The organism is Mycobacterium talmoniae (assembly GCF_001854525.1).
Taxonomy (GTDB): domain Bacteria; phylum Actinomycetota; class Actinomycetes; order Mycobacteriales; family Mycobacteriaceae; genus Mycobacterium; species Mycobacterium talmoniae.
Genome location: NZ_MLQM01000080.1, coordinates 1 through 21,727 on the forward strand (window position 1 = coordinate 1; position 21,727 = coordinate 21,727).

The following is a 21,727-nucleotide window of genomic DNA, read 5'->3' on the forward strand; positions in this document are numbered from 1 at the left end:
GGCGGTGACCTTGTCACCCAGGTCGCGGATCGACTGCGGGCTCGGGCCGATCCAGATCAGCCCCGCGTCGATCACGGCCTGCGCGAAGTCGGCGTTCTCGGAGAGAAAGCCGTAGCCGGGGTGGATCGCGTTGGCGCCGGACTTCGCGGCGGCGTCCAGGATCTTGGCGAAGTCGAGGTAGGACTCCGCCGAGGTCTGGCCACCCAGCGCGAAGGCCTCGTCGGCCAGCCGGACGTGCGGCGCGTCGGCGTCGGGTTCGGCGTAGACCGCCACACTCTGCAGTCCGGCGTCCCGGGCGGCCCGGATCACCCGGACCGCGATCTCCCCGCGGTTGGCGATGAGCACCTTGGAGATCTTTGAGCTGGCATGAGTCGCCACTGGGCCTCCTGAAGCAATGTTCTCTAAGAAAGGTCTTTAAGAATGTATCCCGCAGCAGTTTAAGGTGCGAACCGCCGGGCGGGTTAGGTGGCCCGCAGTCGCCGCTTGATCCTGGTCAGCATGGCCGACATGCCGCGCAGCCGCAGCGGGCTGATCAGCGCGGCAAGGCCCAGGTCGGCGTAGAAGTCCTCCGGCACCGCCAAGATGTCGTCGGCCGGCTGCTCGTCGAGACCCGCCGCCAGAATCGAGGCGAACCCGCGGGTGGTGGGGGCCTCGGCGGGGGCGCTGAAGAACAGCCGCACCCGCTGCCGATCGGCGGCGTCGACATGCAAAAACAGCGGTGACTGGCACTCCGGCACCGGCTCCATCGCCGCTTCCTCCAGCTCCGCGGGGATCGGCGGCAAATCGTTGGCGAACTCCAGCAGCAGCGCCAACTTGTCCTGGCCCTGGACCTCGGCGAAGTCCGCTACCACCTCGGCCAGCGGGGCGGGCATGCTCATTGAGCGGGTACGCCTCCCGGTGCTTGTCCTGGTTCTAAGCCATCGACGATGGGCACCCGCACCGCGTTACCCCACTCCGTCCAAGAGCCGTCGTAGTTGCGGACCCCCTCCTTACCGAGCAGGTGGGTGAGCACGAACCAGGTGTGGCTGGAGCGTTCCCCGATCCGGCAGTACACGACGGTCTTGTCGTCCGGCTTGAGGAAGCCGTAGATCTCTTCCAGCTCCTTGCGGGGGCGGAACCGCCCGCTGTCGTCGGCTGCCTTGGCCCACGGGATGTGCACCGCGGTCGGGATGTGGCCGCCGCGCAGCGTGCCCTCCTCGGGATAGTCGGGCATGTGGGTGCGTTCGCCGGTGTACTCCTGCGGCGAGCGGACGTCGATCAGCGGCTGCTTGCCGAGGATGGCCAGCACGTCGTCCTTGTAGGCGCGAATGGGGGCGTCGTTGCGGTCGACCACCGGGTAGCCGGTGGAGGTTTTGGCCGGCACCTCCAGGGTGGTTTCCCGGCCCGACGAGATCCACAGGTCGCGTCCGCCGTCGAGCAACCGCACATCGGGGTGACCGAACAGGGTGAACACCCACAGCGCGTAGGCGGCCCACCAGTTGGATTTGTCGCCGTAGATGACGACGGTGTCGTCGCGGGCGATGCCCTTGCGGTCCATCAGTTCGGCGAACTTGGCGCCGTCCAGGTAGTCGCGGACCGGGTGGTCGTTGAGGTCGGTGACCCAGTCGATTTTCACCGCGCCGGGAATGTGGCCGACGTCGTAGAGCAGCACGTCCTCGTCGGACTCCACCACCGCCAAACCGGGGCGACCCAAATTGGCGGACAGCCAGTCGGCGGTCACCAACCGTTCGGGATGGGCGTAGGACTGCAGGACTGGGCTGGGATCAGCGGGCACTGGCACGTCCCCGAGCCTACCGTCGGCGGGGAAAATACTGTCCCGCCGGTTCAGCCGTTTCTGAGCGAAGGCGAGATCACCGACACGGTGCCGTCGCCACTGTTGGCGACGTACGCGATGTGGGTGCCGGAATCGACGGCCACCCCGCTCGGGCGTTTGCCGACTTTGATGGTCGTGGTGACGGTGTTGGTGGTGGTATCGATCACCGACACGGTGCCGTCCTTGTTGTTGGTGACGTAGGCGGTGTGGGCGGCTGAATCGATCGCCACCGTGTCCGGGCCGTTGCCGGCTTTGATGGTGGTGGTGACCGTGTTGGTGGTTGTGTCGATGACCGTGACGCCATCACCGAAGTTGGTGACGTAGCCGGTATGGCCGCCGGTGTCCACCGCAACCCCCGACGGCCCACCGCCGGTCGTGATGGTGGTGGTGACGGTGCCGGTGGTGTCGATGACCGATACGGTGCCGCCCCAGTCGGTGAAGTAGGCGGTGTGGGTGGCCGGGTCGACCGCCACGTAGGCCGGACCTTCGGTGTCGCTTTTGGTGGTGGTGGTGACGGTGTTGGTGGTCAGGTCGACGACCGACACGTGGCCGGGCTCATGGTCGCCGCCGCCGGCGACGTACGCGGTGTGGGCGGCGGGGTCGAGCGCAATGTCGAGCCCGGAAACGTCGACGGTGGCGGTGATGACACCGGCGGCGGTGTCGATCACCGACAGGCCGCGATTGCGGCCCCAGTACCCGCCGGTGACATAGGCGGTGTGCGTGGCCGAATCGACCGCAACGTCGAGTGGATAGTCGATGTTGATTCTCCCCGTGACGGTGTTGGTCGCGGCGTCGATGACCGGCAGCGCGCCGGCGCGGTAGGCACCGACGTCGCTGGAGACGGTGACGTACACGGTGTGGGCGGCGGGATCGGCTGCTATCCCGGCGGGTTCCCCGCCCACGGTGATGGTGGCGGTGACGCTGCGCGGAGTGTGGGCTGAGACGTTGGCGGTGCTCGGGGTGTCGTTGTGCAGCCCGTTGGCGGGGGTTGTGGTGGCCGGGTGCCCTCGGTCGCGCAGCGGCCACACCGCCAGTACCACCACCGTCGCCACGATCAGCAGATACGACGTGGTGACGCCGATGACTGCCCGAGTGCGCCCGGGCTGGCGGTGGCGTCTGATCTGGGATAGCGCCACATGCCCCAGCGCCGCCCCGACCGGGGCGAACAGGAACGCGAACACCACCGATAACGTCGCCAACGTGTTGACCTTGCCGGTCGCCGCGGACGGCACTTCCGGCGGCGGGTTCTCGGTGTCAGCACTCACCTCGGGAGCATAAGTGGGGCCGGCACCGCTCACCCGCCTTGTGCAATTTCCGTGAGCAGCAGGCTGACCCGCTGCAGGGCCACGATCGCGGCGGCGGTGTCGTCGCCGACCGCGGCCACCGCCGCGGCGAGCTCCGCACCGGTGACCGGCATGGCCGCCGCGGTGAGCCGGTCGGCCAACCCGGCCAGCCGATCGCGTGCCGCGCGGCCCTGCTGGCGCAGCCCGCGGCGCAGCCATCCGCTCAGCTCGCGGCGGGTGTCGTCGACCAGCACAGCCGGTCCGCCCGGCGCCACGTCGACCGGCGCCGGCGGCAGGACGCGACCCAGCGGCGACGCGGTGGCCAGCACCACGGTCCGCTCGTCGGTGGCCACCGCCAGCGGCTGGCACACCAGCCGGCCGTGGTGCCTAGACACCTGGCCGCTGATTTGGCGCAGCGCGCCGACCTCGCCGTCGAGCACCTGGGCCAACGCGTCCAGCGCGCCCGGGCTGGCCGCCGACTGGGGCAACACCAGGCGCAGCTCACCGTCGGGGCCGCCGAGGGTGGCCACCAACTCTTGGGCGGCCGCGTCGAACCCCCAGCCGCCGACCTGTTCGACGGTCAGCAACCGGATCCCCGACCCGAGCCGGCGCGGGCGGGTGAACGCGGGCAGCGGTTCGGTGCGTAGCCCGTGCGGTAGCCCGGGGCCATCCCAGGACCGCGGCCCCAGCGGATGTATGGCGGTGCGGCGACGGTCGGCGGAGATGTCGATCAGTCCCAGCGCGCGGCGACGCGCCCCGCCGGTCACCACCTGGCCCTGCGCCACCCGGCGCAGCGCCGCCCCCAGCAGCCGCCGCTCGGCGGCCGGCTGGGTACCCGACCAGCGTCGCTCCAGCACCGACACCTGCCCGGTGTCCGGGTCGGCCAAATACACCCGCGCGCCGACGCCGTCCGGCTCCCGCCAGCACTGGGCGCCCAACGAGATCAGCCGCAGGTGGGCCAGCTCGGCCTCGCCGGGCACCCCGACGCCGAGGATCTCCGCGGCGGTGCGCTGCGGCGCGGTGTGCCCGGTCGCCGCGCGCGCGGCGCGCAGCCGGGCCGGCGCCTCGGTGACCAGGGTGAGCAGCAGATCCGGGTCGGCGTCGGTGCGGCGGTGGTGCAGCGCGTCCCGCTGTCGGCTCAGCTCCTCCAGGTCGGCGACGACCCAACTCCACCCGGCGCGGCGGGCCCGCTCGATCAGCGCGCCCAGCCGGGCGTCCACGCCGGCGTCGGATCCGGCCGCCCCGTCGAGCCACAGCGCGGCGACCAGCTCGGAAAGACCGGCGTCGAACTCGTCCACCTCGGCACCGACCCGGTCGTCGCCGCCGAGGGTGACCACGATTTCGTCGGCCGAAAGTGCGTCCGGCCCGGCCGCGCGGAACGCCCACACCGCCACCGCGACGTGCGCGCAGCCGCTGACCTCGCGGCAGTCGCAGCGGGCGTGGGCCAGCGACGACGGCGAAAAGAACTGCACGGTGTTCAGCGGCAACCGCGCGGTCGGCACCCCGGCGGGCGTCGCCAGCCGGACGGTGAGTCGTCGCGCGGCGCGCCGTGCGGCGGCCAGCGTGGCGGCGGGCATCGCCACCGCCAGCGCGTCGTCGTCGAACACGGCCGGCGTCCACGGCTGGGTCGCGGCCGCCCCCGCGTCGGCGGCGAAGCGGTCCTGGTAGGCCAGCACCAGGATCACCCGGTGCCGGCACCACCCGCTGGCCGGGCAGCTGCACGCGGCGTCCTTCACCGTCACCCCCGGCGGCAAGGTGGTGACGACGCCGTCGGGGAAGCGCGCGGTGACGCTCCCGTCGTCGGCGACGGCGAGATCGGGCACCCGGCCGGCGTCGAGATCCTTGCGGGCCCGCTTCACGAAACCGGGATTGGCCAGCGCGGTCAGCGCCTCGCCGGTCAGCTCCAGCAGGTCCGCGCGGGCGGTCACCGGCGCACCTGTTCGGCCAGCCAGGACGCCAGCTCGCCGGGGGTCATCGCGGCCACCTCGGCGCCGGCCGCCACCAGCTCGGCGGCCAGCTCCCGGTTGTAGCTGGGGTTGGCGTCGCGGTCCAGCGCCGCCAACCCCAGCACCGTGGTCCCGCCGGCCACCAACTCTTTGACCCGCCGCACCAGCAACCGGGCCGAACCGCCCTCGAAGAAGTCGGAGATCACCACCACGATCGACCGGTGCGGGCTGGCCAGCCGCTGCTGCGCCCAGCCGACCGCGGCCGCGATGTCGGTGCCGCCGCCCAGTTGCACCTTCATCAACAACTCCACCGGGTCGGTCACCTCGCTGGTCAGATCCACCACCGAGGTGTCGAAGGCGGCCAGGCTGGTGTCCATCCCGGGCAGCTGCCACAGGCAGCTGGCCAGCACCGCGGAGTGGATCACCGAGTCCACCATGGAGCCGCTCTGATCGACCAGCAACACGATCCGCCACCGCTCGGTGTGGCGTTGGGTGCGGCTGAGGAACAACGGCCGCTGCAGATACAGCCGCTGCCGCCGCGGATCCCACCGGTCCAGGTTGGTTTTGACGGTGCCGCGGAAATCGAAGTTGCGGGCCACCGGCACCGGCGAGCGCCGCCGCCGATCCAGCACACCGGAGAAGGCGCGACGCACCTCGGTCTGCAATTCGGCCAGCAGCCGGCGCACCACCTCACCGACCAGGTGTCGGGCCGCGGCCAGCACCTCGGGGTTCATCAGGTGTTTGGTCTGCAGCACCGCGCGCAGCAGGGATTCGGACGGTTCGATGCGTTCCAGCACGTCGAGCCGGGTGACGATCTCGGTGATTCCGAAACGTTCCACCGCGTCGCGTTCGACCCGCTCGATCACCTCCTGCGGGAACAGCCGGTGCACGGTGTCGATCCATTCGGGCACCGTCAGCGTCGACTCGCCGTCGCCGCCGATCCGTTCGCCGCGTTCGATGCGGTCCGGGTCACGCCCGTACAGCCAGTCCAGTGCGGCGTCGGCGGCGGCCAGCTCGCCGTCCGGGCGGCCCAACGCGCCGTCCGCGGCCGCGCCGAGCAGTAACCGCCAGCGCTGCAAGGGTTCTGGGACATCAATCACGTCAGCACGTCCCACGGCTGTAGCCGGGCCACGGCGGCGTGTTCGGCGGCGGCGGCCGCGGCCAGCACCTGCGGGTCCAGTGCGAGACGCCCGGTCAGGCTGCGCCGGGACAGCCCGGTCGCGCCGTGCAGGGCCAGTACCGCCTCGGCCAGCTCACCGCGTTCGCGGGGCGGCAGCCACCCGAACGCGGCCCGCAGCGCCGGCAGGGCGCCAACGAAGTCGGCATCGCCGAGCCCGCGGATCAACGCGTCGAGCCCGACCAGGAAATCCTCGGCGACGGTGAGCTCTTCGCGGGCCAACGCCAACAGCCCGGCCAGCGCGTCGCCGAGCCGGGCGGTGTTCACCGACCCCAACACCTGCACCGGGCTGGGTAGTTCGGCCGGAGCGGCCACCGTGTCGGCCACGCTGATCAACGCCCCCAGCGCCGCCCCCCGGCTGGCCGGGTCGGATTGTGCGCAGCGGGCTTTGCGGTCCAGCACCGCCACAATGCGGTCCGGGCGGATGGCGTCTGCGTCCGTGTCACCGGCGCGGATCAGGTCGCGCAGCCCGATCACCAGCCGCAGGTGGCCCTCGACGTCGGCGGGAGCCACCGGAGCCGGGGGTTCCAGCAGCCACAGTGCCCGGTCGGTGATGGCGGCGACGGTGGCCCGCACCGCGGGCAGGTCGGTGAGGCCGAGCACCTGCGGATGGCGTGCCAGCGGCAGCAGCACCCGCAGCGCCTCCCCGAGTGCGCCCAGATCGGCTTCGGCGGCGACGTTGGCCCGCAGCCGGGTCAGCACCTCGGTCTGCACGGTGTCCAGTCCGGCGGCGGCGGCCCGGTCCAGCGCGGTGGCCAACCCGGCCACCCCGAGCCCGGGTGCGGCGAGGGTGGCGGCCCAGCGGTTGCGGGCGGCGTCGACCAGGGTGGCGCCCCAGGCGCCGGCCTCGATCAGCGCCGGCAGCCGGGTGGGCGGATCGGTCAGCCGCCACCGTTCGGTGGGGTCGCGGCTGACCTCCAGGGCGCGGGCGGGGCCGGCGACGCGTTTGGTGCCGGAATCTCCAGCAGGCCCAGCCGGTGCAGGATTCGGCTGCGCTGCCGGTCGGTGGGCGTCAGCAGATCCAAGGCGACGTCGTCGCCGAGGGTGAGGTGGTGGGCGGCCAGTTCGGCGTCGACGGCGGCCACCAGCGGCGGATGCGGGGTGTCGGGTGCCAGCGCGCCCACCTGGTCGCCGGACAGCACATCCATCACCTCGACCAGCACCGGGTCGGTGCGCGGCGCCAGCGGGCCGCGGTAACTCCACGGCAACGGCGCCTCCAAGGCGTCGGTGACCCAGCCGGCCGCAATCGAATCCAGCCAATCGCTGCGCAGCGGGACGGCGTGTCCGCGCAGCCGCGCCAGGCCGTGCGCGTGGGTGTGCACGGCCAGCAGGGTGGCGGTGGAGACCGGGAGCTTCTTGGCGCGCAGCCGGTCCCGGCTCTGGTGCAGCAGCAACCGGCCGGCTTCGGCGGCGCCGTGCTCCCACAGCCACTGGTAGTAGGCCGGCGACGGCATCCCCGAGGCGTAACCGGTGAACGCGTCGAGTTGGCGGAAACTGAACGGCACCAGGTAGGAACCGTGGCGTACATCGGCGCCGGCGGGCGGTGCCGGGACGGGCGGCGGGGTAGCGGACACCGGCAGCTGCCGCCAGCGGCGGGCCAGCGCCGGCGCGTGGTAGCCGCCGCACACCACCAGCACCGGCCCCTCGCCGCGGTGCTGCGCCCAGGCGATCCAGGTGGCCATCAGCTCCTCGCGGGCAGCGTTGCCCGGTGAACCCGGGTCCTCGTCGCGCAGACCGGTGAACCACGCCCCCAACCGGTCGGCCAGCGGGCCCACGTCCGGGTCGGCGAACGATTCGAAGAGGTGGTCCCATAATGCGTCTCGGCTGTCGACGCCCAGCTGACGTGCCACCGCCGCGGTGTAGGCCTCGGCGCGCCGTTCGGCCTGCGCGTCGGCGTCGTCGGCGTAGCGGTTGCTCAACTCGGCGAACGCGTCATGCCAGGCCGGCAGGTCGATGAAGGCGACCTGCGCCCCGAGACGTCGGCCCACCCGCAACGCCTGCCACTCCGGGGAGTGCTCGGCCAGCGGCGACCACGAGCCGCGGTGGACTCCCGGCGCCGACAGGTAGCTGTACACCGCGATCGGCAACCGGTGCCCGGCGTCGAGTTCATCGAGGCGCCCGTTCATGTCGCAGGGGCCCTCGATCAGCACGTGCGCCGGGTGCAGCCGCTCGATCTCGGCGACCACCAGCCGGGCACAGGCCGGCGAATGGTGCCGCACCCCAACGATTGTCGGCTCGGGCGTCATGCTCAGGGCAGCCGGTCGCGGGCGGCGTAGAACTGCTGCCAATGCGTCCCGTTGCGCTGCGCCGCGGTCTGCTCGAAGTAGCGCCGCAGCTTGGCCCGGTCGTCGGCGTCGTCCTTGACGACGGTGCCGGCGATGCTTTCCACCAAATCGGCCGGGGTGCCGGCACGCTGGTCCAAGAACCAGGCCCGCACCCCGACCGCATGGGCGACGTTGACCGCCTCCGCGGTGGACATCACCGCGGTGAGCCGATCCATCGCCGACCCGCCGCCGCCGTCCCGCAGATCCCGGAAGGTGCGCACCAGCAACTCCAGCACCGGCTCGGGGACGGTCACCGGGATGCCGCTGCGCTCCAGCAGCGTCGTCGACGCGCGGGCCACCAGATCCAGTTCGGCGTCGAAATCCAGGATGGGGAACACGGTTTCGAAGTCGAACCGGCGTTTGAGCGCGGCGCTCATCTCGTTGACACCGCGGTCCTTGGTGTTCGCGGTGGCGATCACGTTGAATCCCTCGCGGGCGTACAGCATGCCGGCCGCGCCGGACAGTTCCGGGACCGCCATCACCCGGTCGGACAGCATGCCCAGCAGGCTGTCCTGCACCTCCAGCGGGGTGCGGGTGATCTCTTCGAACCGCACCACCTTGCCCTGCGCCATCCCGGTGTACAGCGGTGCCGGCACCAGCGCCTGCGGGCTGGGACCCTCATTGATCAGCAGCGCATAGTTCCACGAGTACTTGATCTGGTCCTCGGTGATCGACGCGCCACCCTGGATGGTCAGGGTGGACAGCCCGCTGACCGCGGTCGCCAGCAGCTCGGAGAGCAGCGACTTGGCCGTGCCCGGGGCGCCGACCAGCATCAGGCCGCGCCCGGTGGCCAGGGTGACCAACATCCGTTCGATGGAGGCGACCGGGGCGACGACTTTGGCGGTGATACCGCGGGCCGGGTCGCCGAGGACGAACGCCCGCGCGGACCGCAGGTCCATGTTCCAGCCCGGTGGGCGGGGGCTGGTGGTGTCGGCGGTGAGGACGGAAAGCTCGTCGGCGTACGCGATTTCGGCCGGGGGCCGCTGCAGCTGGGTGTCGTCGTTAGCCACGAAGCGCCTCCAGGTCGCGGATCAGTTCGCTGGCGGTGATGTCGTCGAGTTCGCCGAAGGTGTGCCGGTCGGGGGTCCGGCGGTCCGGCGTGTCGATATACAGCCGGGTGATCTGTTTGGGGTAGCTGTGGGCGATCTCGGTGGCGTAACCATCGGACAGCGCGGCAACCGCGATCCACCCGTCGGGCAGTGGTTTTAACAGTTCGCGTATGAATGCGCCGCGCTGCCAGCCGCGGCTGGTCAGGCCGTTGATCTTGCCGACGGGGATGTTCAGGTCCGCCCACCGGTTCAGCTCGGTGGCGGCCCGTTCGGCGTCGGTCAGCCGGTAAGTGTCGCGGTCGAGTTGCGGGAAGGGCTGCAGCAGTTCGTAGTCGGTGAACAGCTGGCCGAACGCGGTGCGATCGTCGGCGGAGATTTCCAGCGGGTGCGGCAGTCCGATCAGGGCATCTCCCGGCAGGGCGACCGGTTCATCGTCGGCATCGGTGTATTGGCCGTCCTCCGCGACCCGGAAGCAGCGTTCGACGGTGCCGGCCTCGGTGTAGACCGCCCACATCAGCCGGCGCACTAGGTGGCGTACCAGCGGATGGCGAGCCAGGAACGGCTCGAAGTCCGCCAGATCCCACCGCCGGTGGGCTCCCATCGCCAGCTCCAGCCGCAGCAGTTGCTGACCGGAGACGGTGCGGGCATCCGCTTTGAGGGCTTTCCAGCGGGCGGTTGCCGCGCCGGCCAGCTCGGCGTCGTCGTCGCGACGGGCCTTGGGCAGTTCCTTGAGCCGGGCGCCGTCAAGGTTACGCACGAACGGCTTGAGCCGCTCGTCGAAGCCGACTCGGAACTGGCGCGGCCCGAAGTTCAACAGCAAGGTGCCGTTGGTATCCAGGCCGAGGTCGGGGACGAGCCGGTCTTCGAGTTGGGCAGTGGTTAGACCGCGTCCCGCGGCGATCTGGTCGATTTTGTCGCGGGCACGGTCTTGTAGGGCTTTGAATTTAAGGTTGGCCGCGATCCCGTTGAGCAGCATCAACGCCACATCGGAGCCGATGTCGGCCAGCACATCGAGACCGGCCACAGCGCGTTTGCGGAATGCTTGGCCGGGCCAGGCGCGCACCAGCGGCGTGAACCGGCGGGCGGTGTCGTCGTTGCCCAGCGGGCCCAGGCTTCGCATCGCCCAGGAATCCTTGCTGGGCGCACCGGCGTTGAGCCAGGCGGTGAACATATCCCATCCGAACCCGGCCAGCGAGTCGGACGTGCAGGCCTGCTTGACGTCGGCGATGCCGGGGTAGTGGCCGTCGCCGGTGTGGAACGCCAGCATGGCGCCCAAATGGTCAACGGCCACGAGAGGCAGCACCCTGCCGGTGTGCAGCATCGGGCGCTGCCACGCCCGCGGATTCCAAAAGGACGGCAGCTTAGGCAGTTTCGCTGGAAAAGCGGCGGGATCTTCATGGTGTGGGTCGGTCAGCACCCGCGGTAGCTCGTCGAGGCTCGCCTCGTCATAGTCGGCGCTGAGCTGTTGGGTGACGTCGTCGAGTGCAGTGCCGGCCGCGCCGGTCAGCCAGGGCCGCACCGCCGCGACCAGCCCGGGTTTGCGGGCCGCGAGATCGACAAGGAGGACCCGGGTTGCGGCGGCGTTGTGGCCGCCGTCGCCGACCGCTTGGGTCAGCCCGGCGACTGCGGCCGCCGGCCAGCGTTTGATCGCGCGGCGTAGCAGCTGTTGGTGATCTTTGCTGGTGCCGGCAACGCCGGCTAGGGCCCGAAGCGCATCGGGCAGCCCGATCCGAGCCAACGCCGCGGCGGCCGTCGTGTGCGCGGCGTACGGGGTGAGCACCGGCACCGCCGCCGAACCCCGGTTGACCACCAGCGCATTGACCAACGCGACGTCGTCGGCGAACACCGGCACACCGCGGTGGGTCTGGACAGCTCGGGCTTTCTCGATCAGGTCGGGGTCGGTGGCGGTGGCTTGCAACCAGGACACCCATGGCTGGTCTTCCCCGGCGAATTCGGTAATCAGCTCGTGGCTGAGTTCCGGGCTGTCGGGCAGTGCGAGCGCGAACGCCGCCCGATACACCGGGGGCAGCTGCGGGGCGGCGGTCCGTACCACGCTCACCAGCTCGGCGTATTCGTCGTCGGAGGCCAAGCACGCCATCCGGCCCAGCATCTCGATCTCCGCCAACTGCGGGGTGGGCGGGACGTACCAGGTACGAGTGTCGGGTTGGGAGTGCAAGAAAAACTGGCGCTGTCGGAGGCTCCCGTCGCTGGAGAGGATGTACGGCAGACTTTCGAGGAGGATCCGGGCGGCCTCGGCCAGGGCGACGTCCGCCGCGACAGCACGCATCACCGCGGCGCTGCTGGTTTGATGGGGGTAGATGCGCCTCAGCACCAGCAACACAACGCGCTCAGCGCGGGTATAGCCGCCCGGTTCCCCGCCCCACAGCGACGCCAGCGCGTCCCGCAGCTGCGGATCGGTCTGGTCGAGATCGATCGTGTTGCGGTACAAGTTGGCCGCATCGCGTGCGGCCGCCCAATCCGGTTCAGGCAGGCGCGGTGGCGGGTGGGCGCGGGTCGGCCGGGCCGCGGCGATGAACTCCTCGTCGAGGTCCACCGGGTCGCCGTCGGCCAGCCAGGGTGCGACCGGTTCCAGCTGCTTCGCGTCGTCGTTAGCTACGGAGCGCCTCCAGGTCGCGGATCAGCTCGCTGGCGGTGATGTCGTCGAGTCCGCCGAAGGTGTGTTGGGGGCGATCGGTACCCCACCGTCCCGGTCCCCCGACGAATACCCGGATGATCTGCTGCTCGGCGGCAAACGCGTCGATCGTTCCGGTGGAGATGGAGAGCCCGTCGGACAGCTCGGCCACTAGGGCCGATCCGCCGGCTAGCGGTTTCACCATTTCCATGACGACACCGGCGTCCTCGGGCTCACCGCGTTCCCAGCCCCGGTTGGTCAGCCCCAGGATCTTTCCGATGGGAACGGTCAGGTCGGCCCATCGGGTCAGCTCGGTGGCGGCCCGTTCGGCGTCGGTCAGCCGGTAAGTGTCGCGGTCGAGTTGCGGGAAGGGTTGCAGCAGTTCGTAGTCGGTGAACAGTTGGCCGAACGCGGTACGGTCGTCGGAGGACAGCTCCAGCGGATGCGGCAACCTGATCAGCGCGCCGGTGGGCAGGGTGACCGGTTCGTCGTCGGCGTCGGTGTATTGGCCGTCCTCGGCGACCCGGAAGCAGCGCTGGATGGTGTCCGTCTCGGTGTAGACCGCCCACACCAGCCGGCGCACCAGGTGACGCACCAGCGGGTGGCCGGCCAAGAACTGTTCGAACACCTCGGTGTCCCAGTGGCGGCGGGTACACATCGCCAACTCCAGGCGCAGCAGCTGTTGGCCGGCGACGGTGCGGGCACCCTTTTTCAGGGTTTTCCACCGCGTGGCGGCGGCCGCGGCCAACTCGGTGTCGTCGTCGCGGCGGGCCTTGGGCAGTTCTTTGAGCCGGGCGCCGTCGGCGTCGCGCACGAACGGTTTGAGCGCCTCGTCGAAGCCGACCCGGAACCGACGCGGGCCGAAGTCCAGCAGTAGCGTGCCGTCGGCGTCCAAACCCAGGTCCGGGGCCAGCCGGTCCTCCAGCTCGGCAGTGGTCAGGCCGCGGTTTAGCGCGATCTGGTCGATCTTCTCGCGGGCCCGGTCTTGCAGGGCCTTGAATTTCACCTTGCCCGCGACACCGTTGAGCATCATCAGGGCCACGTCGGAGCCGATGCCTTCGAGCACATCCAGGCCGGTGACTGCGCGTTTGTGCTGCGATTCGCCGGGCCAGGCCCGCAACAGGGGGGTGAGTTGGCGGGCGGTGTCGTCATTGCCCAGCAGCCCGAGACTGGTCATCGCCCACGACTCCTTCGTCGGTGCAGCGGCATTGAGCCAGGCGGTGAACAGGTCCCAGCCGAAGGCCGCCAGCGAGTCGCGGGTGCAGGATGCCGTCACCTGGGTGACCCCAGCGTAGATGCCGTCGGCGGTGGGGAAGGCCAGCATGGTGCCGAAGTGATCGACCGCCGTCAACGGGATCGCCTTGCCGGTGGTCAGCATCGGGCGCCGCCACGCTGTGGGGTTCCAAAAGGTGGGCAGCTTGGGACGTTTGGTTGGGTACAGCTCGGTCGGGTCCTCGTCGAGCATGGCGACCACGGCTGCGGTCACCTCCTCGCGATCGTATTTCGCCGCCGTCGCCAGAATGAGTTCCCGCGATCCATCGATGGCAAGGAACCGCAGGGCGGCTTCAGCGTTGTCGCGGGTCTCCCCGGGTGCGCCGATCGCCGCTGGGATCAACCCGCCCGCGGCGTGTTCGGGATGCGCACGCAACCAGTCGATGGCGGACTCCCGCAGCGTCTTCAACTTGCGATAGGCGCGTGCAACCAGCGGGGCGAGCTCCACAGCACCGAATACTCTTGCGGCGCCCAGGTATTCATTGGGGCGGCGCCGGACCAAACCGACGAGCCCGGGCACCCCGTCGACGCCGTGGCGAGCCAGCACATAGATCACCGCGCGGTAATGACTGTCGTAGCCGCCGGCCAACGCATTCCACAGCCGCAGCCCGAAGCCGGGGGAGATCGCATCCAGGACTGCTTCGGCCCTATTGCACAGCAAGTTTGGGTTGACTTGCGCGGAGCTGCCGTATCGGGATGCCGCCTTGTACGCCTGCGCCCACGCTTGGAAGGCGGCGACGCTGGCCGCGACATCGCCGGACGCCAGCGCAGCCGCCAGATCCTGCTGCAGGCTGTCGGGTACCTCGGCCGCATCCCAGTAGCGCGTCGCGCACATCGACTCGGCTAGTTCCTGTGCCGTCGCGATCGGGTCGTCGGCAAGGTAGCTGCCAGATTTCGCCCACTCATCGCGTTCGCCGTCGTACCAGGTCGCCACCGGGGCCGACGCGAGCGGCTCGAGCCGGTCCACCAGCGGCCGGTCACGCTTGGGTCGCAACCAAGGCGGGTCGGCCAGCACCCGCGGCAGCTCGTCGAGGGCCGCCTCGTCAAAGTCGGCGGCGAGCTGCCCGGCGACGTCGTCGAGCACGGCGCCGGCCGCGCCGGTCAGCCAGGGCCGCACCGCCGCGACCAGGTCGGGTTTGGACGCGGCCACGCCGGCCAGCATGACCCGTGCCGCCGCGGCGCTGCGGCCGCCGTCGCCCAGCGTTTGGGCGAGCCCGGCGACGGCGGCTGCCGGCCAGCGGTCGACTGCGTGCCGCAGCCGTTGCATGTTTTCTTTGCTGGCACTGGCAACACCGGCCAGCGCCCGGATCGCCTCCGGCAGGCCGATCCGGGCCAGGGCGGCGCCGGCCGTCGGGTGCCCGGCGTGCGGGGTGAGCACCGACGCCGCCGCTGAGCCGCGGTTGACCACCAGCGCGTTGACGAACTTCGCGGTGTCGGCGAACTTCGCGGAGTAGGACTCGGTCTTGACGCGCCGGGCCCGCTCGATGAGTTCGGGGTCGGTGGCGGTGGCCTGCAACCACGACACCCAGTTGTGCCCGGCGTCGGCGAATTCGGTGATCAGCTCGTGGCTGAGCTCGGGGGTGTCGGGCAGCGCCAGGGCGAACGCCGCCCGATACACCGGCTTCAGTTGTGGGCCGGCGGCGCGTACCACCTCCACCAGTTCGGCGTATTCCTTCTCGGAGGCCAGGCATGCCAACTGACCCAGCAGCTCAACGTCTTCGAATAGCGGTGTGCTGGCGGGTGGTCGCGGCTCGTAGTAATACGGCAGGGAGTAACGGCGCCTGCGTTGGTTGTCGTAGTCGACGATGACGGTGTGGGAGAGGCTGCCGATCAGCAAGCGGGCAGCTTCGACCACCCCGGCGTCGGCGACGATGGCTCGCATGAACGAGGCGCCCTCGGTCGACCAGTGGCGGGTCCGCTGCATCGCCAGCAGGATGTGGCATTGGGTGGGCGTATAGGACCCCGGCTGTTGGCTCCACAGGGAGGCTAGTGGGTCGCGCAGGTCCGACTGGGTCGCGTCCAGGTCGAAGAGTTCCCCGTTAGCCTTCGCGGCGTCGATAATCCCCGCCCAATCCGGCTCGGGCAGGTGCCGCGGCGGGTGGGCGCGGGTCGGTGCGGCCGCGGCGATGAACTCCTCGTCGAGGTCCACCGGGTCGCCGTCGGCCAGCCAGGGCGGGACATCGGCGATGTCCGGGTTCGAGGCCGATGCCGCCGGCGGCTGGGGCGGCGTCGGTGTGGTGGGCTCCGGTGCTGATGGTGCCCCGTCGACTTCGGTGTAGCCCTTCTTGGTTTTCTGGTCGACGAGCTTGGTCAACTCCGCATGCGCGGCGCTGGGGGTGGGAAACGACTTGGTTTGGGTTTGCCCGGCGGTGCCGATGCGTCCCCAGCTGATCACCAGGTCGGCGCCCTGCGCTTCGGCCTGCCAGAACTTGCTCGACGATCCGCTGACGCATTCCAGCCGCCGCACTTGGTCAACCACGTAAGCCCTCCAGATCGCGGATCAGTTCGCTGGCGGTGATGTCGTCGAGTTCGCCGAAGGTGCGCGTGGTTGCGTCCATGCCCCAATGGCCCGGCATGCCGATAAACACTCGGGTGATGTGCTGCTCGGGGAAGGTGTCGATGGCTCCGGTGGCGATGCCCTCGGAGAGTTCGGCGACCGCGATCCGCCCGCCCGGCAGCGGTTTTTCCATTTCGTGGACGACGCCGGCATCCAGTGGTGTGCCGCGCTGCCAGCCGCGGTTGGTGAGGCCGAGGATTTTGCCGGTGGGGACGGTCAGGTCTTTCCAGCGCTTGAGCTCGGTGGCGGCGTGTTCGGCGTCGGTGAGCCGGTAGGTGTCCCGGTCCAGTTGGGGAAAGGGTTGCAGCAGTTCGTAATCGGTGAACAGCTGACCGAACCCGGCGGTCTCTTGGGCGGAGAGCTCCAGGGGGTGCGGTATCCCGATCACGGCGTCGACGGGCACGGTGAGCGGTTCGTCGTCGGCGTCGGTGTGCTGGCCGTCCTCGGCGACCCGGAAGCAGCGTTGAACGGTGTTGGTCTCGCCGTAGTGCGCCCAGACCAGCCGGCGCGCCAGGTGACGCACCAGCGGGTGGCCGGCCAAAAACTGTTCGAACACCGGTGCGTCCCAGCGCCGGCGGGCGCACATGGCCAGTTCCAGGCGCAGCAGTTGTTGGCTGGCCACGGTGCGGGCATCTTTCTTGAGCGTCTTCCAGCGTGCGATGGCAGCGGCCGCCAACTCGGTGTCGTCGTCGCGGCGGGCCTTGGGCAGTTCTTTGAGCCGGGCGCCGTCGGTGTCGCGCACGAACGGTTTGAGTGCCTCGTCGAAGCCGACCCGGAACAGGCGGGGGCCGAAGTCCAACACCAGGGTGCCGTCGGTGTCGAGCCCGAGATCCGGGGCGAGGCGATCTTCCAATTCGGTGGTGCTCAGGCCGCGGTCGGCGGCGATCTGGTCGATCTTCTCGCGGGCCCGTTGCTGCAGCGCCTTGAATTTGACCTTGTTGGCGACACCGTTGAGCATCAGCAACGCCACATCGGAGCCGATGCCTTCGAGCACATCCAATCCGGTGACCGCGCGTTTGTGCTGGGATTCGCCGGGCCAGGTGCGCAGCAGCGGGGTGAGCTGGCGGGCGGTGTCGTCGTTGCCGAGCAGCCCCAGGCTGGTCATCGCCCACGAATCCTTGGTCGTCCCACCGGCATTGAGCCAAGCGGTGAACATATCCCAGCCGAAGTCGGCCAGCGAATCAGGGTTGCAGGCCTCCGTGACTTGACCGATTCCCGCGTAGACGCCGTCGGTGGTGGGGAAGGCCAGCATGGTGCCCAGATGGTCTATCGCAGACAGCGGCAGCGCCTTGCCGGTGCGCAACAGTGGGCGCCGCCACGTGTTGGGGTTCCAAAAGGCAGGCAGTTTCGCGCGTTTGGTCGGGAATAGCCCGGTCGGGTCCTCATCGAGCATCGCGGTAACCGCCGCAGTCACGTCCTCGCGATCGTATTGCGCCGCCGTACCGAGGACCAGTTCCCGCGATCCGTCGGCGGCCAGGAACCGCAGGGCGGCCTCAGCGTTATCGCGGGCCTCCCCGGGCCCGCCGATCGCCGCTGGGATCAACCCCGCCGCCGCGTGCTCGGGGTGCGCGCGCAACCAGTCGATGGCCGGTTCGCGTAGGGTCTTCGACTTGTAGTAAGCCCGCGCGACCAGCGGGGCCAGCTCCACAGCGCCGACGACCATCGCGGTTTTCAGGTAATCGGTGGGCCGGCGACGGACCACGCTGACCAGGCCGGGCAGGGCATCGACACCGTGGTGGGCGAGTACCTCGCTTACCCCGTAGTCCGCATCTTGGGTGCCGGCCAAGGCGTTCCACAGTCGCAGCGCAAATCCCGGCGAGATCGCATCCAACGTTGCCGCGGCGTTGCCGCACAGCAAGTAGCCGTTGGTGTCGGTGGAGGCATGCTTTTCGGCGGTTTTATATGCCCGTACCCAGGCCTGATAGGCGGCGACGCTGGCCGCGACATCGCCGGATATCAGCGCTGCCGTCAGGTCGTGTTGAAGGCTGTCGGGCAGTTCGGGGATGCGCCAGGAGTAGCGCGGCCGGCACATGGACTGTGCCAGTTCCTGCGCCGTCGTAATCGGCTGGCCCGAGAGATGGCGGAGGGGGCGCTGGCCGCCTTGCCGGGTCACCACCGGGGCGAGCGGGAGCGGCTCGATTCCGTCCACCTGCGGCCGGTCCCGTTTGGGTCGCAGCCACGGCGGGTCGGCCAGCACCCGCGGCAGCTCGTCGGGGGCCGCCTCGTCATGCTCGGTGCCCAGCTGTGCGGCGATCTCGTCGAGGACCGCGCCGGCGTTACCCCCGCACCACGGCCGCACCGCCGCGACCAGGTCGGGGTGGTTTGCCACCACACCGGCCAGCATGATCCGCGTGGCCGCGGCGTCGCGGCCTCCGTCGCCGACCACCTGCGCCAGCCCCGCCATGGCGGCCGCCGGCCAGCGCTCGATTGTCGCCCGCAACCGCCGCAGGTTGCCCTTGCTGACGCTGGCGGCGCCGGCCAACGCCCGGATCGCCTCTGGCACCCCAATCCGGGCCAACGCGTCGGCGGCGGCAGTACCACGTTCGGCGTGCGGCGCCAGGACGGAGACCGCCGCCGAGCCGCGGTTGACCACCAGCGCGTTGACGAACGGCGCAGCATCCGGAAACGACCACAGGTAGCTCTCGATCTTGATGCGCCGAGCTTGGTCGACGAGCGCGGGATCGGTGGCGGTGGCCTGTAACCACGACAGCCAGGCATGGCCCTGCCCGGCGAATTCGGCGATCAGTTGGTTGCTGAGTTCCGGGGTGTCGGGCAGCGCCAACGCGAACGCAGCCCGATACGCCGGTGACAGCTGCGGCGCCGCGGCCCGCACCGCAGCCACCACCTCAGCGTATTCTCCCTCGGAGGCCAAACACGCCATCTGACGCAGCATTTCGATGTCCTCGAACCGCGGCTGGGACCAATCGTGGGTGTTCGGTTGGGCGTGCAGGGCGTAGTGCCACAAGCGTTGTGAGTGGTCGTAACGCCCGGACGCGGTGTACTGCAGGCTCTCGATGAGCATGCGGGTGGCTTCCAGTAGACCGACATCCGCGGCGATGGCACGCAGCAAAACACCGCCAGCGTCTGGATTGTTGTGTCGCTGCATCGCGAGCAGCGCTAAGCCCTCGGTGCGGGTAAGGGTGCCTGGCTCCCGGCTCCACAGCGACACCAGGAGCTCCCGCAGCGGTGGATCGGTCCGGTCGAGATCGAGGAGCTCGCGACCGGTCTTGGCCAGCTCGATCGCCGCCGCCCAATCCGGCTCGGGCAGGCTCCGCGGCGGATGGGCGCGGGTCGGCCAGGCCGCGGCGATGAACTCCTCGTCGAGGTCGACCGGGTCGCCGTCGGCCAACCAGGGCGGAACATCGGCAGCGTCGGGTTTCGGCGCCGCCGGTGCCGTCGGCGGGGTGCGCTCCGGTGCTGATGATGCCCCATCGACTTCGGTGTAGCCCTTCTTGGTTTTCTGCTCAATGAGCTTGGCCAACTCGGCTTGCGCGGCCGCGGCGCTGGGAAACGGCTTAGTTTGGGTTTGGCCGGCGGTGCCGATGCGTCCCCAGCTGATCACCAGGTCGGCGCCCCGCGCCTCGGCCTGCCAGAACTTGCTCGACGATCCGCTGACGCATTCCAGCCGCACCCTTGCCCCCTCCTGTCGCGGCGTCGGCCGCCGCGGATCACCCGTCTTAGCCTAAGGGTGTCGCCGGGGACGTTCGGCAGGTATTTCGAACCCGAAATTGGTGCGGGGCACCGTCGGCCGGACCGCCGATTCACGGCTATTCCGGTGCGGTTGAGGTTTTAGGATCAACAAACGGCACCTACTGGACGGGGGAGAAGGTGATCCCAGCGGTGCGAGTTTCTGGAGGAACGCCGGCCCTGATCGGCAAAACGGTGATCGAGCTACACCCTTGAGCGTAATTCTGCGGTACGTCGCCCGCAGCGATGTCGGTTCGGCCCGCCGTAACAACGAGGACTCGGCGTACGCCGGTGCGCATCTGTTGGCCGTGGCCGACGGGATGAGCTCGTGGGACGGCAGCGTCGAAGCCGGGGCGGTGGCTTCCCAGCTGATGATCGGCGCGCTGGCCCCGCTCGACGACGATGAGCCCGGCGGGGACCTGCTGAGCAGGCTCGACGAAGCGGTACAGCAGGGCAACGCGGCGATCGCCGCCCACAACGTCGCCGAACCCGAGGGGCAGGGCGGGGCAACCACCCTCACCGCGATCCTGGTCGCCGGCGACGGCTTGGGGCTGGTGCACATCGGTGACTCGCGCGCCTACCTGTTGCGCGACGGCGAACTGACGCAGATCACCAAGGACGACAGGTTCGTCCAAACCCTGGTCGATGAAGGGCGGATCACCCCGGAGGAGGCGCGCAGCCACCCGCAACGCAGTCTGATGATGCGGGCGGTGGACGGCCGCCGCGAGATCGCAACCGACTCTGACGTTGCGTGAGGCCATGGTCGGGGACCGTTACTTACTCTGCTCCGACGGGCTATCCGACCCAGTCAGCGATGAAGCGATTGCCGAGGCCCTGCAGATCCCCGACCTCACCGCCAGTGCCGACCGGCTCATCGAGTTGGCTCTGCGTGGGGGCGGGCTGGACAACGTGACCGTCGTGGTCGCCGACGTCATCGACCACGACGACAACGCGGTGCCCGAGCTGGACACCTGATTTCGTCAGACGCTCAGCGCGACCTCGTAGGCCACCGCAAAGCGGCGGGCATCGATCTTCGGCCGGAACAGCGCGCCGCCATTGGGGCACCAGGTCACCACCCGCAGCAGCCGCTTGCCCGGCGACAGTTGCTTGCGGACCACATTGGCCAGCTCGGCGCGCAGCCGCTCGGTGTCATAGCGATCGATGTCCCGGGAAACGCGTACGTCCCACATGGTTTCTTCGACTGGCATCGCCCCAGTGTGCGGCGCGTTACGGCATAACCGGGCAACGTGTCCAGCGTGCCGGGTTGCAGTTGTATTGCGATCGGGTCACGGCGAACGGGGCATGATCGCGTTGAGATTGCGTCCAGGGCTGTGCCTCGACGCAAAAGCGCAGCCGCGAGTGCAATCTCAACGGTGATCTGGGTTGGGTCAGGTCGCCCACAGCTCGGCGATGGAGAGCCCGACGCGCCCCAGCAGCGTTCGCAGCAGCGGCAGGCTGATCCCGATGACGCTGGACGGGTCGCCGTCGACGCCGTCGATGAACCAGCCGCCCAAGCCGTCCAGGGTGAACCCGCCGGCGACCTGCAACGGTTCACCGCTGTCCAGGTAGGCGTCCAGGTCGGCCGTCGTCGGTGTCCCGAAATGCACTGTGGTCACGACGGTTTCGCATTTCCGATCGGTGATCGCCCGGTGCTGCAGCCGGATCAGGCAATGCCCGGTGTGCAGCTGGCCGGACCGCCCGGCCATCGACTGCCATTGCGCGCGAGCCGCATCGAGCGACGCCGGTTTGCCGCGCAAGTGCCCGTCCAGCAGCAGCATCGAATCGCAGCCGACCACCACGCAGTCGGCGGCCACCTCGGCGGGAAGCTGACGCGTCACCGCGTCCGCCTTGGCCGACGCCAGCGCCGCCACCACGGCATCGGGCGCGACGTCGGGACCCAGACCCGCCCTGGCGGCGGCCTCGGCGTCGCCCGGCCGCGCGGCCCGCGGGTGGGGCGCCGGCGGGGCGCGGGCCGGGGCGGGGGCGG

General features: G+C 70.0%; 14 protein-coding genes and 1 pseudogene. 1 reads left to right on the plus strand and 14 read right to left on the minus strand.

Going from position 1 to position 21,727, the window contains the following annotated elements:
- The 12 genes from BKN37_RS15185 to BKN37_RS15235 all read right to left on the minus strand — a co-directional run.
- On the minus strand, positions 1 to 378 hold a 378-nt coding region (locus BKN37_RS15185), incomplete at its 3' end, for a biotin carboxylase N-terminal domain-containing protein (protein WP_278184952.1).
- An 83-nt stretch (positions 379 to 461) separates the two neighbouring features.
- Complete coding sequence (locus BKN37_RS15190) at positions 462 to 878, minus strand: SufE family protein (RefSeq protein WP_071027274.1); 417 nt, start codon at positions 876 to 878, stop codon at positions 462 to 464.
- Positions 875 to 1,780 carry a sulfurtransferase gene (locus BKN37_RS15195; protein WP_071027276.1) on the minus strand — a complete coding sequence of 302 codons (906 nt, stop codon included), beginning with the start codon at positions 1,778 to 1,780 and terminating at the stop codon, positions 875 to 877. Before BKN37_RS15195 ends, BKN37_RS15190 begins: the two co-directional genes overlap by 4 nt.
- Positions 1,781 to 1,824: 44 nt before the next feature.
- The gene (locus BKN37_RS30185; RefSeq protein ID WP_071027278.1) at positions 1,825 to 3,078 is read right to left on the minus strand and encodes a DUF4190 domain-containing protein; all 1,254 of its coding nucleotides are present in this window, start codon (positions 3,076 to 3,078) and stop codon (positions 1,825 to 1,827) included.
- A gap of 29 nt (positions 3,079 to 3,107) precedes the next feature.
- A complete protein-coding gene (locus tag BKN37_RS29935) occupies positions 3,108 to 5,024 on the minus strand; it encodes an SWIM zinc finger family protein (protein ID WP_165618346.1) in 1,917 nt (638 codons plus the stop codon).
- Positions 5,021 to 6,142, minus strand: coding sequence for a VWA domain-containing protein (locus tag BKN37_RS15210; protein WP_071027280.1), 1,122 nt, complete (start codon positions 6,140 to 6,142; stop codon positions 5,021 to 5,023). The genes BKN37_RS29935 and BKN37_RS15210 overlap by 4 nt, the downstream gene beginning before the upstream one ends.
- Positions 6,139 to 7,140 (minus strand): DUF5682 family protein, encoded by a 1,002-nt coding sequence (locus BKN37_RS30190; RefSeq protein WP_278184953.1) that lies wholly within the window; start codon positions 7,138 to 7,140, stop codon positions 6,139 to 6,141. Before BKN37_RS30190 ends, BKN37_RS15210 begins: the two co-directional genes overlap by 4 nt.
- The gene (locus tag BKN37_RS30195) at positions 7,101 to 8,438 is read right to left on the minus strand and encodes a DUF5682 family protein (RefSeq protein ID WP_083341811.1); all 1,338 of its coding nucleotides are present in this window, start codon (positions 8,436 to 8,438) and stop codon (positions 7,101 to 7,103) included. Before BKN37_RS30195 ends, BKN37_RS30190 begins: the two co-directional genes overlap by 40 nt.
- 29 nt (positions 8,439 to 8,467) lie before the next feature.
- Positions 8,468 to 9,553 (minus strand): ATP-binding protein, encoded by a 1,086-nt coding sequence (locus BKN37_RS15220; protein ID WP_071027282.1) that lies wholly within the window; start codon positions 9,551 to 9,553, stop codon positions 8,468 to 8,470.
- A complete protein-coding gene (locus BKN37_RS15225; protein ID WP_071027285.1) occupies positions 9,546 to 12,146 on the minus strand; it encodes a DUF4132 domain-containing protein in 2,601 nt (866 codons plus the stop codon). Before BKN37_RS15225 ends, BKN37_RS15220 begins: the two co-directional genes overlap by 8 nt.
- Positions 12,147 to 12,201: 55 nt before the next feature.
- Positions 12,202 to 15,975 carry a WGR and DUF4132 domain-containing protein gene (locus BKN37_RS15230; protein ID WP_083341812.1) on the minus strand — a complete coding sequence of 1,258 codons (3,774 nt, stop codon included), beginning with the start codon at positions 15,973 to 15,975 and terminating at the stop codon, positions 12,202 to 12,204.
- A complete protein-coding gene (locus BKN37_RS15235; protein ID WP_071027287.1) occupies positions 15,968 to 19,684 on the minus strand; it encodes a DUF4132 domain-containing protein in 3,717 nt (1,238 codons plus the stop codon). Before BKN37_RS15235 ends, BKN37_RS15230 begins: the two co-directional genes overlap by 8 nt.
- A gap of 268 nt (positions 19,685 to 19,952) precedes the next feature.
- Between BKN37_RS15235 and BKN37_RS15240 the strand changes: the two are divergent.
- A pseudogene (locus BKN37_RS15240) lies at positions 19,953 to 20,685 on the plus strand (PP2C family protein-serine/threonine phosphatase); the annotation flags it as partial.
- Between the two features lie 35 nt (positions 20,686 to 20,720).
- On the opposite strand, the gene BKN37_RS15245 reads toward BKN37_RS15240, so the two are convergent.
- Entirely contained in the window at positions 20,721 to 20,948 is a 228-nt protein-coding gene (locus tag BKN37_RS15245) for a hypothetical protein (RefSeq protein ID WP_242657257.1), read from the minus strand.
- A gap of 180 nt (positions 20,949 to 21,128) precedes the next feature.
- A partial coding sequence (locus BKN37_RS15250) for a Maf family protein (protein WP_071027291.1) occupies positions 21,129 to 21,727 on the minus strand: 599 nt, incomplete at its 5' end.